The sequence below is a fragment of the Arenibacter sp. 6A1 genome (genome assembly GCF_012272855.1).
In the GTDB taxonomy this organism is placed as follows: domain Bacteria; phylum Bacteroidota; class Bacteroidia; order Flavobacteriales; family Flavobacteriaceae; genus Arenibacter.
This window is the reverse complement of record NZ_JAAXCQ010000002.1, coordinates 296,583-310,583: the sequence shown is the minus strand read 5'-3', so window position 1 is coordinate 310,583 and position 14,001 is coordinate 296,583. Positions and strand designations below refer to the sequence as shown.

Genomic DNA, 14,001 nt, shown 5'->3' with positions numbered 1-14,001 from the left:
GAGTATAAATCAATAAAAAGCAGGGACTAGGGATGCCCGTTTAATTTTCTTGTCGATAAGATGATAAAAAAATCCGACCTCTGATGGGGTCGGATTTTCCGAGTTTAAAAAAAGAAAGGTTGGTTATTTACTGTGGTTTGAAAGTTGGTTTGGTTTTATTTTCCTTTTTGAGTCTGTTCGCTATAGGTGCTTTCAAAAATCTTATCTGCATTGGCCGATTCAAATCCGTCTCTACGATGTTGTCTGGTAATGGCTTCTTTGGGCAGGTCCTTATATTCTGGAAATACTAGTCGTTCTGCAAACTCCACATAACTCCCTGCAATTTCCATGGTAGTGCCATCGGCAAATTCGGCCTCCATCATCTTGGCAATAGTACTGCTCTGTTTTAAGAGTCCGTCTGCACTGGTTTTTATCTTCCCGCCAGAAGTATTCAATGCAATGCCGATACTTTCCAAAAAGGTATTGAATTTGGCTACGGTATTGTAATCGTCCGATAATTCGTGAACACTAATCGTATAATGGTTTAGGTAGTAGCGGTTATAGATCACCCATGCCGCATATTCGCTTTCTTGGGCCAGGGCGATATAATCTTCAACGGTAGGCAACTCCCAAAGCGACTTATGAAAAAAATCGCCCACGGCTTTCGGATCGTCCAAATCCAAGGCGTCAACCGGATCGGAAACAATTTCCTTGGTATAGCGGTGGATAATTTCCTGTGCCTTATCAGACAGGTCCTGTACCCGTAATTCACTCATGAAAATCCTAGGATAATGAGGTTGTGGAGGGGCGTACCAATAAGCATCCAATTTTTTGCCCTCAAAATAATAGTAGTCCTTTTTGGTATAGCCGTAATGTAAAAATATTTTTTCAAAAGAAGTCATACCCAAATTAGGTACCCCTAAGGTTCTAAAAGCAATATGATCGTTTACGATCTCACTTTCGTCCTTTATGATAGCATGGCTCACCATGGCCTTGGTTACTTTTTCCACATCCGGAACCCTTGTTTTATAGGGGGTAAAAAGGGCGTCAAAAATTTTGTCCAATGCTGCTGTACTCATAAGTGATTTTGTAAAAGGTTATATCCCAAAAGTAGGGGGGACTATGATCTGAAACAATTCTTATTCTTTTTAATATAATAAGTAAAACTTATGAATAGGTATCAAGTATCCTTTCTCTCCCCTATAACAGCATTGTTTACGATAAGGTATCCCTATATATTTTTTTGCTCCCAAGAAAGACTATTCCTGCGAGTCAAAAGTGCTTGGCTGGCCTCGCGCTAAGGTCAGTGGTGAGAATTTTTGGATAACAAGTAGTTTTTGTTATAAACTGAAAATTAGCAGGTTATGGGGTAGCTTGCTTGTTTCCCTATATTTTTGTACTTTCGTGCTTCGAAAAAATTTAAGGGTTATTACAAATAGGAACTACTTAGGTATGTTCTGATGCCTATTTTTTTGAACTGAAAAAACGGCAGCATAGAGGTCAACGATACCTGGTTTTTTTTAAAACACTAGGCCTCTACCACCTGATGAATTCTATTTCGGGTGCCAGCATGTACTATGAAGCAAGCACTAGGTGCTTATATAGGTTTTTTGACTTCCAGAATGGGAGTTGACTTGCTATGTGACGTTCTGAAGGTTTTTGACGACGCTAAAAAACAAATGTGAGATATATGAAGACAAGAATTGGAATTATTGGAGCCGGACCGAGTGGTTTGGCACAACTAAGGGCATTTGACTCCCTAGAAAAAGAAGGGAAAGAAATCCCTGAAGTTGTTTGTTTTGAAAAACAAAGCGATTGGGGTGGACTGTGGAATTATACTTGGAGAACCGGTGTTGGAAAATACGGGGAGCCTATCCACGGTAGTATGTACAAATACCTATGGTCCAATGGTCCCAAGGAATGTTTGGAATTTTCAGATTATAGTTTCGACGAGCATTTTGGCCAGCCTATTTCATCATATCCTCCAAGACCTGTTTTGTTCGATTATATTCAAGGAAGGGTAAAAAAGAGCGGGGTGCGCAAGCATATCCGTTTTAATACGGCTGCCCGTTGGGTATCCTTTGATGAGGACACCCAAAAATTTACCCTTATAGTAGACGATTTAGTAAACAATAAGACCTACACGGAAATATTCGATTATTTAGTCGTGGCTTCAGGGCATTTTTCTACGCCCAATATGCCTTATTTCAAAGGATTGGAAGATTTCCCTGGTGCCGTTATGCACGCCCATGATTTTAGGGGTGCCGATCAGTTTAAGGACCAAAACGTATTGTTGGTAGGAAGTAGTTATTCTGCCGAGGATATAGGGATACAATGTTATAAGCACGGAGCCAATTCCGTAACCCTTAGCTATAGGTCCAATCCTATTGGCCTTTCTTGGCCCGAAGGTGTTAAAGAAGTACCGCTTTTGGAAAATTTTGATGGTGAAATTGCCCACTTTAGCGATGGCAGCCAAGAACGTTTCGATGCCGTTATTATGTGTACCGGTTACCAGCATAAATTCCCGTTTTTACCAGACGAGATGCGCCTAAAAACCCCTAACTGTCTGTATCCGGACAACTTGTACAAGGGGGTTGTATTCAATGAACTTCCAAAGTTAATATACTTGGGGATGCAAGATCAGTATTATACTTTTAATATGTTCGATGCCCAAGCTTGGGTAGCCAGGGATATAATGTTGGGAAAATTGGAAGTTCCTGAAAAAGATGAGCGTTTGGCCGATATGGAAAAATGGCTTCAGAAGTCGCATTCCAACAAAACCCATGACGACGAAATAGATTTTCAGACCGAATATGTGAAGGAATTGATAGGAATGACGGACTATCCCGAGTTTGATTTGGATACTGTGGCCAGCTTGTTTAAAAAGTGGTTAGAAGATAAAGAAGATGATATTTTAAGGTATAGGGACAAAACCTTTAAGTCCGTAATGACCGGAACTATGGCCGAGAATCACCATACCGAATGGTTGGATGAAATGGACGATAGTTTTGAACGCTATTTTTCGGAATCGTCAGCGCCGGAAGAAACCCCGGAAAAAGAAGTCTTGATGCAAAGATAGAGGCACTGACAACCCTAAACGTCCTAAAGCAATTTGCTGTCTTTAGGGCGTTTTTTTATGCCTTTTTTTTGGAGTTTGTAGGACGGTTTTCAAAAACTGTGCTTATAGCTATCAGGGGTTGGGGCCATGGTGATGAGTACTTTGGGCGTTCCCTCCTTCGTCGGGCGGGCACTCCGCTATATCCCTCGTTCCACTTCGGGGATGCCGCTGCGGTCCCTAACGCAAATTAATGTAACAATGTATTAATTAATCAATGTAGCAATTGAGGTAATAAAAATAGGTACATAAACCCATATCAGTGGGAAGTACCTTATTATGTGGTCCTAAAAAATGAAATCAGGATTTTGGAGCTTGTGGTGGCATCTAGGGGCGACAGCGAAGTCGTGTTTTTAGTTAGTGCAATATAATTACTGTCTAAATGGTCAACCTACATCAGGGACGTACATAATTGTTTATTGCTTATTGTTCACTGTAATCGCGTTAGCAATTGCAGCGGCATCCTTTTTTAAGCGGCTGTGCCGTTTAAAAAAGATACAGCGGAAAGAGCGACCCGGTAGGGGAACGCCCCACATAAAAAACAAGTGATGAACGTCGCTACCATCCTCATTGCTTGTGAAACTTATGGCATACTATTTTATATTTATTTTGTAATTTTAATTGGTAAAAGTTCTTATTTTACGTAAAATGATAAGAAATATTAATCAATTAGAATTACGGCCACTGCGATATTTTTTGGTATTGGCAGAAACCTTGCACTATACCCAAGCGGCAGAGATATTGTTCATCTCCCAATCTGCCTTGAGCCAACAAATAAAACAGCTAGAGTATGTGTTGGGAACGCCCTTATTTATTAGGACCAACAGAAAGGTTGCTCTGAGCACGGCCGGGGAGCTATTGCAACAAGAGGCACGTTTGATATTGAAACAGGTGGATAGTTCCATGGAGCGGTGGCAATTGTCCCTAGACGGTATCGTAGGGCAATTGCGGATTGGGTTCGTTGGCTCGGCCATGCAAGAATACCTGCCTCCCATCATCAAGGAATTTAGTACCGCCTACCCCAAGATCAGGTTTCATTTAGAACAGCTTACCAATGCCGAACAGCTGAAGGCCTTAGAGCAGGACCAAATAGATATTGGCTTTATGCGTTCTAATAAAGTGTCCTCGGACATTGCGATAAAATCTGTTTACCGGGAAAATTTTTCTTTGGTTTTACCATTGGAGCATCCCGTTACTGCCGATAATTTTAAGAATATGGGACAGTTTTCGGAAGCTTCTTTTATTCTCTTCCCCAATGAAAATAGTCCAATGTACTATCAGCAGATTCAGAATTTGTGTGCCGATTACGGGTTTAGTCCACGCATTGCCCACAAGTCTATTCATGGCCCTACCATTTTTAAGTTGGTAGAAAACGGCATGGGCATAGCCTTAGTGCCCAATTCCTTAAAAGACGATAAAAATTACCGGATTAAGTTTATAGAATTAGATAAGGAACCGCATAAGACGGAGCTTTTTGCTGCCTGGAAGAAGCAGCAACAGAGCATGGCGCTACAGCATTTTTTAGAAATTATTTAAGGACAAAAAAAAATCTCCCGACGTGGCTTTCGCCAGTCGGGAGATTTGCAGCATTCAAATAAATTAGAAATTCTCTTTAGTCAATAGCTGTATTGGCCTGGATTTCTGAAAGGGGTACTGGGAAATAGCTGTGCTTGGAAGCATCGAATCCACTTCTTCCTGCGGCGGCCATGGCCGCATCTAACATTCCCCAACGACGTAAATCGAAGAATCTGGTCGATTCTAAAGTCAGCTCCATGGTACGTTCATGGATAATTTGTTCTTTTACATCGGCTTTAGAAGTAACAACTATCGGAGGCATATTTCCGTGTACACTTCTTAGCTCATTGATTAGGCTAATGGCCAAAGGCGTATTATCGGTTTCGTTAAGTGCTTCGGCATACATTAATAGTACATCTGCATAACGCATCAATACCACATTGACCCCAACATAACTGTTGTTCCAAACATAATTGGGCAGCCATTTTCTAAAATATGCGTGGTTGTCATGGGTATCGCCATAGGTATCGGTCATAAGGGCATCCCAAGTACCACCTTGCATTTCGTTGGTATTGGTATCGTTATAAAAAGGATCTTTAAAATAAAGGGAGCCATAAAGTCTATTGTCGTATAGTCCGTTGTTGGCGATCTGCCCTTCTTTTTTCATAACATCTACCAATTGCGGGTTGGCCTCTATACCTCCCCATCCGCCTATAGACCAATCGCCCACAAAGGCATGTAGTCTTGTAGCGTTCCATGAGGTAGCATCTCCGGATTTAAACTGTAGTTCAAAAATGGATTCTTGGTTATTTTCGTTTTCACCATTAAAAAGGCTCAAGAAATCTGGCTCTAAACTGTATACTTGGCTATCGACAACGGCTTTAAGCGCATCGGCGGCATTTTTATAGTCCGTACCTTCTGCTGAAGTGGCGTCACCGGCCTTGTGCAAATAGGCTTTTCCTAAATACGCCATGGCGGCACCTTTGGTAACCCTTCCCAAATCGGTATCTGCTACCGTTTCTGGCAACATTTCCGAAGCCGCTTTAAAGTCGGCAAGGATAGCTTCCCAAGCTTCGGGACGGCTAGACAATGGCTTGTCTAGGGTTTCTGGTGAGATGATTTCATTACGGACAATGATTTGCTCATAAAGACTAAGCAATTTAAAATGGTAGTAGGCTCTTAAAAAGGTGGCCTCGCCCAGAATTTGCTTCTTTTCTTCATCAGAAATCTGTTCCGATGTCATTTCACCTACCTTGGTAATTACCTGATTGGCAAAATTAAGTCCTTTGTAATTAGTACCCCAAATGACGTCTAAAAAGATATGTCCGTTGGTATAGTTAAAATTAAAGATCGACATCCAATGCGCATAATTGCTGGCATCGGGTCCTGGTAAGGCATAATCAGATCTGAAATATTCTACTACAGGTCTTCCTTCTTGCCATCCGTCCCAAAAGTTACTTCTAGATTCCAATTCGGAATAGGCAGCCGTTAATCCGGAACGGGCATCTTCGGCATTTCGCCAAAAGTTCTCGGAGGTTAATTTATCTGGTGAGGTCTCTACAAGAAACTCATCGTCGTTACAGGATATCATTGCCACCATTAAAAAGGCTGCCATGAATACTTTATATAGATTTTTCATTGTATGAATATTTTTAATGGTTAAAATTGAAGTTGTAGGCCTAAAATCACGGATTTGTATTTCGGATACAAATTAATATCGATCCCTCTAGAAAGGATACTTCCGCCTACCTCAGGATCTAAACCGTCGTACTTGGTAAAAGTGAAGAGGTTTTGCCCGGTAGCATACAATCTTAACTTATTGATAAATGTTTTGTCTAAAAGCGATTGAGAGAAAGAATACCCTAACTGTATGGTTTTGATACGTAGGTAATCGCCATCTTGTAAAAACCTGGTCGATGCACGGTTATTCTGATTAGGATCTCCTAATACGGCTCTAGGCATATCGGTATTGGTATTGCTTGGTGTCCAGGAATTAAGGGTTGCTGTTCTAAAGTTTCTTCCGGTATCCATACTCAATAATCTAAAGTCGTTTCCGTTATAGATTTTATTGCCACCAACGCCTTGGAAGAACACATTGGCATCGAAGCCTTTGTAATTTGCCGATAGGTTTAAACTGTACTCGTACTTAGGAATGGCTGTTCCCTGATAGGTTTCGTCATCGGAATTGATGGTACCATCACCATTTTGGTCGATAAATCTGATATCGCCTGGAGCAGCATCGGGCTGTATTAAATTGCCTGCAACGCTATGGGCATCTACTTCGGCCTGACTTTGGAAAATACCATCTGCTACTGGTAAAAAGTAAGCTCCTGGTTCGTGGTTGATCCTTGTTTGGTTCACAAAGTGATCGGATCCAAATAAAAGTCCGGTACCGTACAATACCTGGTTCTCGTTGCTTAGTTTGGTTACTTCACTGTTAATTGTGGTAAAGGTAGAGAAGATAGAATATTGAAAGGCGTTGTCCTTATTGTTGTAGCCTAGTTCAAACTCAATTCCCTTGTTTTGAAACTCACCTACGTTTACAACAGGATTGTTGATTCCTGCCGAAGGCGATACTTCCTTAATGATCAATAGGTCTTCTGTAGTACTGTTATAGTAGTTAATAGCACCATTTAATTTATTGCCCAATGCGGCAAAATCCAATCCAAAGTTCGACGAGGTATTGGTTTCCCATTGCAGGTCGTCGTTCTGTAGAGATCTTGCGATACTTCCCAAACTAGAATTTTGTGGATTTCCAAATACATAACCACCATCGTTTTGGCTCTTACCTTGAGATATTAAGGCTACATAATCATAGTACCCCAAAGCACTGTCGTTTCCTGCCTGTCCCCAGCTATAGCGAAGTTTTAGGAAATTAAAAACCTCTTGGTCGTCCATAAAGCTCTCGTCGGTTATTTTCCAACCTAGGGCATAAGAAGGGAAAACGCCATATTTGTTGTTTTTTCCAAACTTAGAACTCCCGTCTCTACGAACACTGGCCTGAAATAAATACTTACTGTCATAAGCGTAGTTAACACGTCCAAATTGAGATACCAAAGCGTATTTGGCATTGGTACCGCTGGCAGAATAGGTACCGTCATTAAAGGCATCCAAAGTGTTAAATTTAGAATCTAGGATAATCGCTGGAACCTTGTTGTTGTTCTCGTCCATTTTATAGCCTTCGCCTTGGGCATAAGTTTCTTTGAACGGCTCTGAAATTCTTTGGTACCCTGCCAATATTTGAAAGGTGTTTTTACCTATTTCGCCCTCATAATTTAGGGTAAACTCTTGGTTAAGTCTTCTAAATTCGCTGTTGTACTCGGAAACAAAAGAAAATTCGCGTTGCGGATCGTCCTGTACATCCCTTACTCTAAAGGGCTGGTGGAAGTTATAAGTGTAATTGGCCAAGTTAGATAGGGAGAAATTAGAATTGAAGTTTAATCCGTCTATAATCTCATAACCTAGGTTTACATTTCCTAAGAAATACTTTTGTTTGGTATAACCATCAAAGAAATTAGCTTCTCCAACAGGATTACGGTGATCGGGAATATCGCCAGATCTAAAACCGTAGCCCGATTCTTTACTGCTGTCCAATACCGGGATTAAAGGGGAAATAAAATAAGTTTCCCTTAGCGAAAATTTATAGTCTTCCTTATAGGTTTCGCTATAGGTTAAATTCGTTTTTATTTTAAGACGTCCTTTATTGGCGCCGATATTGGCATTGATTCCTTTTTTTGTGAATTCCGATCCTATTAAAATTCCGGTTTCATCGGCAAAGTTACCGCTAATGCTATAGTCTATAAATTCCGAAGCACCACTTACCCTAACATTCTGTAGGTGCAAAAGGCCATCTCTATGGGTTTCGTCAATCCAATCCGTATTTACGGCAGGAGGGTTAGATAAGTATTGTGGCAAGTTGGCCCCGGCATTCTGGTACATTTGAGAATGAACGTCTACATATCCTTGTGCATCTAACAACTTCATTTTTTTACGCACCGAATTCATACTTAAAGAAGAACTGATTTCTACTTTAGGTTTTCCGCTTTTTCCTTTTTTGGTGCTAATAATAACAACCCCGTTGGCGGCTCTAGTTCCGTAAATGGCACCGGAAGCGGCATCTTTTAATATTTCTATAGAAGCAATATTGTTTGAATCTATAAAATAGGGATCGGCCTGAACCCCATCGACGATATATAAAGGTTGGTTGTTTCCAAAACTACCAATACCCCTGATCATAATATCTGAAGCAGCTCCTGGACTTCCAGAAGACTGGGTTACGGTAACTCCGGAAATACGTCCTTGAAGGGCATCTGTTGGGTTGGTACTGACAACTTTGGTCAGTTCCTCACTTTTTACGGTACTAATAGCGCCGGTAACATCGCTTTTCTTTTGGGTACCATATCCTACCACAACAATTTCGTCCAAACTTTGGGCATCTTCTACCATGGTAATGTTAATTTGGCTTTGGTTGCCAACAACCACCTCTTGGGTTACGAACCCTAGGTATCTAAAAACCAAAGTAGTCTGTCCACCAGTGACCTCAATATTGTAGTTCCCATCAAAATCTGTTTGTACGCCTATTGTAGGATTGTCTTTTATAGTGACAGAAGCTCCTGGCAACGGATATCCGGTGTTGTCTAATACCGTTCCTGAAACGGTTTTTTGTACGACTTCTTTTTTAAGAACAAGCGGTTTTTTGTCCAAAAGAATAGCCCCGTCCTTGGTAAAGGTGACATCGAAATTTCCGAAAGACAAACTTTTTTCCAATAAGTCATTGGCCTTTATCTTTCCTTTTTTAAGGTAGACTTTTGGGGCCTTGTCAAATAAATCCGAGCGGTAAATAAACGTGTGCTCAGTCTGGTCTTTAATGAGCTCAAAGACCTGTTCTACGGAGAGATGGCTGTCCGTGTCAATAGTGATTTTTTCATTTTGTGAGAATACTGGTTTAGGGCTAAATCCGAAGGTTGCCATACAGCATAAAAAGATAAAAGTCCTCATAACGGTCATTAAGAGTTTTCCCTTGTCATAAACAGGGGGTTGGTTAAATTTAGTTTTCATAAATTTGGTGGTTAGTTAGTTAAACATTTAATTAATTAATCCTGGGGGGATAGCGGAGTAAATTGTCCAGGTTTAAACGCTGTTCCCCTTTTTTTTAAATTTCTACTGTAATACGATTGTTTTTCCTACTGTTTTAAATTTTGCTTCATTAGTGTTTTCTATAATTGAAAGAATGTTTTCTAGGGCTTGTTTTTTGTTGAATACCCCATTGAAAGGCACGCTGGCGGCTTCCTTGTTTTCGATGATAAAGTCTACATCGTACCATCGGGATAGCACCTGCAATATTTCGTTAAGCGGCTTTTCTTTAAAGCTGAAGAAACCGTTTTTCCATGAAATTTCGTTGTTGATATCCACTTCCTTAACCGAGAACTGATTGGTAGTGGCTTCTAAGGTGGCTTGTTGTCCTGGTTTTAGGTTGTTAGTACTAAGGCCATTATTTATCAAAACCTTTCCTTCTACCAAGGTGGTGGCTATATGGGTGTCTTCTTTATAGGCTTTAATATTAAATTGGGTTCCTAGGACCTCTACTTCTTGGTTTTTGGTAGCCACCATAAAGTGTGCTCCGTTGTGGGCGGTACTCGGAGACACTTCAAAATAGGCCTCCCCATATAGCAAACTTACCTTTCTGGGGGCATTGGCCGTAAAGTTTACGGGGTATCTCAACTGAGAATCCGAATTAAGCCAGACTTTGGTACCATCGGATAGGGTAATGAAAAATTGTCCTCCCCTGGGAATGGTGACGGTATTGTAGGCCACTTTATTGTTGTTGGAAGCATTTTGGTCCTTGTAAATAAGGGTCTCCCCATTACTGCTTACCGCTGGGGCTTTAAAGGAGTTTCCCTTTTCCAACACAATTTGTTCGCCGTTATCTAAGGTCAATATAGCCTTGTCCGTACCTATAATGACAGGAGTAACTTCGGTGACCGCAGGAGTCTCCGCAGGGGTTGTGGAGGTGTTTTTGTTGAAAAAAGCTATGGAAATAAGCAATAATACCACTGCAGCTGCGGCGGAATATTTCCAAAAACCAATGGTTTTTAGGGCAGGCTTTTTAACAGTAGCAAGTTGCTCCCAACCTCTTTTTAAGTCTACGCCATCTGGATATTGACCATAGTTTTCCTTGACTTGGGAAAAATAAGCCCGGTGTTTTTCCGACTCCTGATACCAAGATTGAAAACGTTGTTCTTCTTCCTGGTTCAGGGTGTTATTTATCTTTTTTATGATAAGCTTAAACTCCATTATTGATAATAAATTAAGAGGGGTTTTGGTAATAAGACAATTTGAAACAGGAAATGGGTGACAGGAAATAAAAATAATTTTATTTTTTTGTGAAATTAGCTTGATAAATTTTATGCCTTAGTTGGTATAAAATATACATGAAACCCCTGTTTTAAAGCTTTGAAAGGAAATTGATGGTGTTGAAAACCCGAAAAAATATTTTTTTAAGATCGCAGTATAACGAACCATAAAATTAGGCCCAGCAGTTCCCCGATTTTAATTTTGGCGCGTTTTAATTGGGTTTTTACGGTATTGACGGAGATCCCCATTTCTTCGGCAATCTCTAAATATTTGTAATTGCTGATGAACCGTAACCGTACGATGGTTTGCATATTTGGGGGTAAAGAGGCTACGATGTCTAGGACTTTATGGTAGATGATTTTTTTCTCATCCTGGTCCAAAGCTTCCAAGTCGTATTCCTGATCCATCACCGCTTGTATTTCTAAAATACTTTCGTTGTCGGTTATTTTTACGGTCTTTAAAAAGTTAAGGCTTTTATTGCGGACCATGGCAAACAAATACCCTTTTAAAGATGTTTTTAGGACTATAGTATCGGACTTTTCCCATAGGAAAATAAATGTTTCTTGGACTATATCTTCGCTAGAATTGCGATCATAAAGATATCCGAAGGCATAATGAACCAATCCTTCATAGAGGTCTTCAAATAGATTTTTATATACAAATCTATTTTGTTTTTGTATTTCTCTTAAGATGGTATTATCGTCCAATGGCAATTATAGATTTAGACAAAACTAAACAAAAGTTACGAACTATAGGGTTGCTTTTATACTAGGGGTGTTTCTTCTGAAAACATGGAAAAGTGCGCAAATGGTGTTAAAAAATATTGTAATTCAATTTTTTTTGTAATTTGGCCATGTCCAAAAAAATAGAGCAATGTAAATTTCCTCGATTGCTTTTTCATACTGTTTTACGAAAGAACTTATATAAAATAAAAGCCGGTCTCGAAGAGTCTTGGCGATAAATGTATGATCTCATGGACACAAAACACCCTGTATTATCTTATTTTCTGATAGCATTGATGCTTGTCAGTTGTCAACAAAAACCGACGGCTAAAGGGGAGAAGGCTACGGTCTCTAAAAATCTTATTTATTCTTCCAATATATTAAACTACAAAGGCACTCCCAAAAGTTTTGACGATAGGGATATGTTGATGTATTCTGATCAGGGGGCTTGGTTTGCCTATAGTTTTCCCGATTCTCCCAGAAGTTTTGGCGGATTTACCGGTCCTTTTTTAATGACCCAGCAAAACGGGCAGTGGATAAGCAAGTCCTTGGCCGAACTAGAGGTAAGCAGCGAAGCTTCCGAAGCCCCTTTATTAGATTGGGAAAAGGATTTAAAATCGCAAAACTCCTTGGCCAGCCATATGGAGCAAATTTTTGAAAACGATTCCATTAGGATTCGTCAGGAATTGGTTTTTATGAGCGGGCATACGGCTTTACAGCGTACGACCATCACCAATATTGCAAAACGAGGATTTGCTATCAACTCACAATTTAAGGGCGATTTATTTGAGGTGGGCATCACAGCTACCAAGGAAGATAAGGGGGTGAAATTAAATAGCGTTCACAGTAAGGCCATCGGATATTTACAAGTGATTAATGAAGATGGAAATGTCTTTGTTACCGATAGCAGTAGCTATACCATTGGCAATGAAACAAGCTTTTTAAACCCGGAGGACAGGAAACAGTACGTAATGGCCCAGACATTTATTTTTCCCGAATACTCTTGGGAAAAGGAAAAGGCCCTATTAAACAACATAAATTTTGATTCGGTGTTGGACGTCAGGAAAGCCGAAAAGGAAAATATGCTTACCGCCCTAATACAGGATAGCAGGGATGTTTTTAAAGCCCCAAAATATGCAGAAGTGTTGGCCAAAGCACAATTGACCTTGCAAAATAACTGGAGGATCCCTGCCGGGGAATTAAAACACCAAGGCTTGTTTCCAAGTTATCATTACGAATGGTTTCACGGCTTTTGGTCCTGGGACTCATGGAAACATGCGGTGGGCCTATCTGGATACGACAGCAGTTTGGCAAAAGATCAGATCAGGGCCATGTTCGACTTTCAAAGTGAAGACGGCTTTATTGTAGATTGTATCTATAGGGATACTACCATAGAGCCCCATAATTACAGGGATACCAAGCCCCCTTTGGCGGCATGGGCGGTAGCCAAGATATTGGAAAAAGATATGGACTTGGCTTTTTTAAAGGAAATGTACCCCAAACTTTTAAAATATCACCAATGGTGGTATGCGAAACGCGACCATGACCAAGACGGACTTTGCGAATATGGGTCTACAGACGGTACCGTATTGGCTGCAAAATGGGAAAGCGGGATGGACAATGCCATTCGTTTTGACGATTCTGAAATCTTAAAAAATTCGGATGGGGCCTATTCTTTAAATCAGGAAAGCGTAGATTTAAACGCCTATCTGTATGCCGAAAAATTATACTTGGCCAATATGGCAAGGACTTTGGGAGAGACAGAAACGATGCAAGCGTTGACCAAGGAGGCCGCCGTTTTAAAAGATAAACTGCAGACCCAATTTTACGATGCCGAAGATGGCTGGTTTTATGATACCAATTTAGAAGGGACTACCTTTGTTAAAGGAGCAGGCAGTGAAGGGTGGACGGCTTTATGGGCCAATGCGGCAACGCAAGAACAGGCTGTAGCAATAAAGAATAAAATGATGGATCCCAACAAATTTTATACTAAGGTACCCTTTCAGACCATGGCCAAGGATCATCCTAAATTTGATCCTATGAACGGGTATTGGCGAGGGCCTAATTGGTTAGATCAGGCATATTTTGGAATTAAAGGTTTGCGAAATTATGGCTTTGACCAAGAAGCAGACAAGGCCACTATACAACTTTTGGAAGGGACACAGGGAGTATTGGGAAAAGGAAAGTCGATTCGAGAAAACTATCACCCCCTAAGCGGCGAAGGCTTATATGCTAAAAATTTTAGTTGGAGCGCTGCCCATCTGATAATGATGCTTACCAATGAATAGGGACAGAAACGTATATTACCAAAAAAAA

At 40.5% G+C, this 14,001-nt stretch carries 8 protein-coding genes; 3 read left to right on the top strand and 5 right to left on the bottom strand.

Annotated features, from left to right (window positions below; genetic code table 11):
• Positions 1-155: 155 nt before the first annotated feature.
• Positions 156-1,058 (bottom strand): DUF1338 domain-containing protein, encoded by a 903-nt coding sequence (locus tag HCG49_RS02735; protein WP_168468023.1) that lies wholly within the window; start codon positions 1,056-1,058, stop codon positions 156-158.
• A 611-nt stretch (positions 1,059-1,669) separates the two neighbouring features.
• Between HCG49_RS02735 and HCG49_RS02730 the strand changes: the two genes are divergently transcribed.
• On the top strand, positions 1,670-3,058 hold the full coding sequence (locus tag HCG49_RS02730; RefSeq protein WP_168468022.1) for a flavin-containing monooxygenase: 1,389 nt from the start codon (positions 1,670-1,672) through the stop codon (positions 3,056-3,058).
• Positions 3,059-3,742: 684 nt separating this feature from the next.
• Entirely contained in the window at positions 3,743-4,630 is an 888-nt protein-coding gene (locus tag HCG49_RS02725) for a LysR family transcriptional regulator (protein ID WP_168468021.1), read from the top strand.
• 76 nt (positions 4,631-4,706) lie between these two features.
• Here the strand turns inward: HCG49_RS02725 and HCG49_RS02720 are convergent, their stop codons facing one another.
• The 4 genes from HCG49_RS02720 to HCG49_RS02705 form a co-directional block, all read right to left on the bottom strand.
• Positions 4,707-6,248, bottom strand: coding sequence for a RagB/SusD family nutrient uptake outer membrane protein (locus tag HCG49_RS02720; protein WP_168468020.1), 1,542 nt, complete (start codon positions 6,246-6,248; stop codon positions 4,707-4,709).
• 20 nt (positions 6,249-6,268) lie between these two features.
• Positions 6,269-9,667 (bottom strand): SusC/RagA family TonB-linked outer membrane protein, encoded by a 3,399-nt coding sequence (locus tag HCG49_RS02715; RefSeq protein ID WP_168468019.1) that lies wholly within the window; start codon positions 9,665-9,667, stop codon positions 6,269-6,271.
• A 102-nt stretch (positions 9,668-9,769) separates the two neighbouring features.
• A complete protein-coding gene (locus HCG49_RS02710; protein ID WP_168468018.1) occupies positions 9,770-10,903 on the bottom strand; it encodes a FecR family protein in 1,134 nt (377 codons plus the stop codon).
• A 203-nt stretch (positions 10,904-11,106) separates the two neighbouring features.
• Complete coding sequence (locus HCG49_RS02705) at positions 11,107-11,670, bottom strand: RNA polymerase sigma factor (protein ID WP_168468017.1); 564 nt, start codon at positions 11,668-11,670, stop codon at positions 11,107-11,109.
• A 266-nt stretch (positions 11,671-11,936) separates the two neighbouring features.
• On the opposite strand from HCG49_RS02705, the gene HCG49_RS02700 reads away from it, so the two are divergent.
• Positions 11,937-13,973 (top strand): MGH1-like glycoside hydrolase domain-containing protein, encoded by a 2,037-nt coding sequence (locus HCG49_RS02700; RefSeq protein WP_240938616.1) that lies wholly within the window; start codon positions 11,937-11,939, stop codon positions 13,971-13,973.
• Positions 13,974-14,001 lie beyond the last annotated feature (28 nt).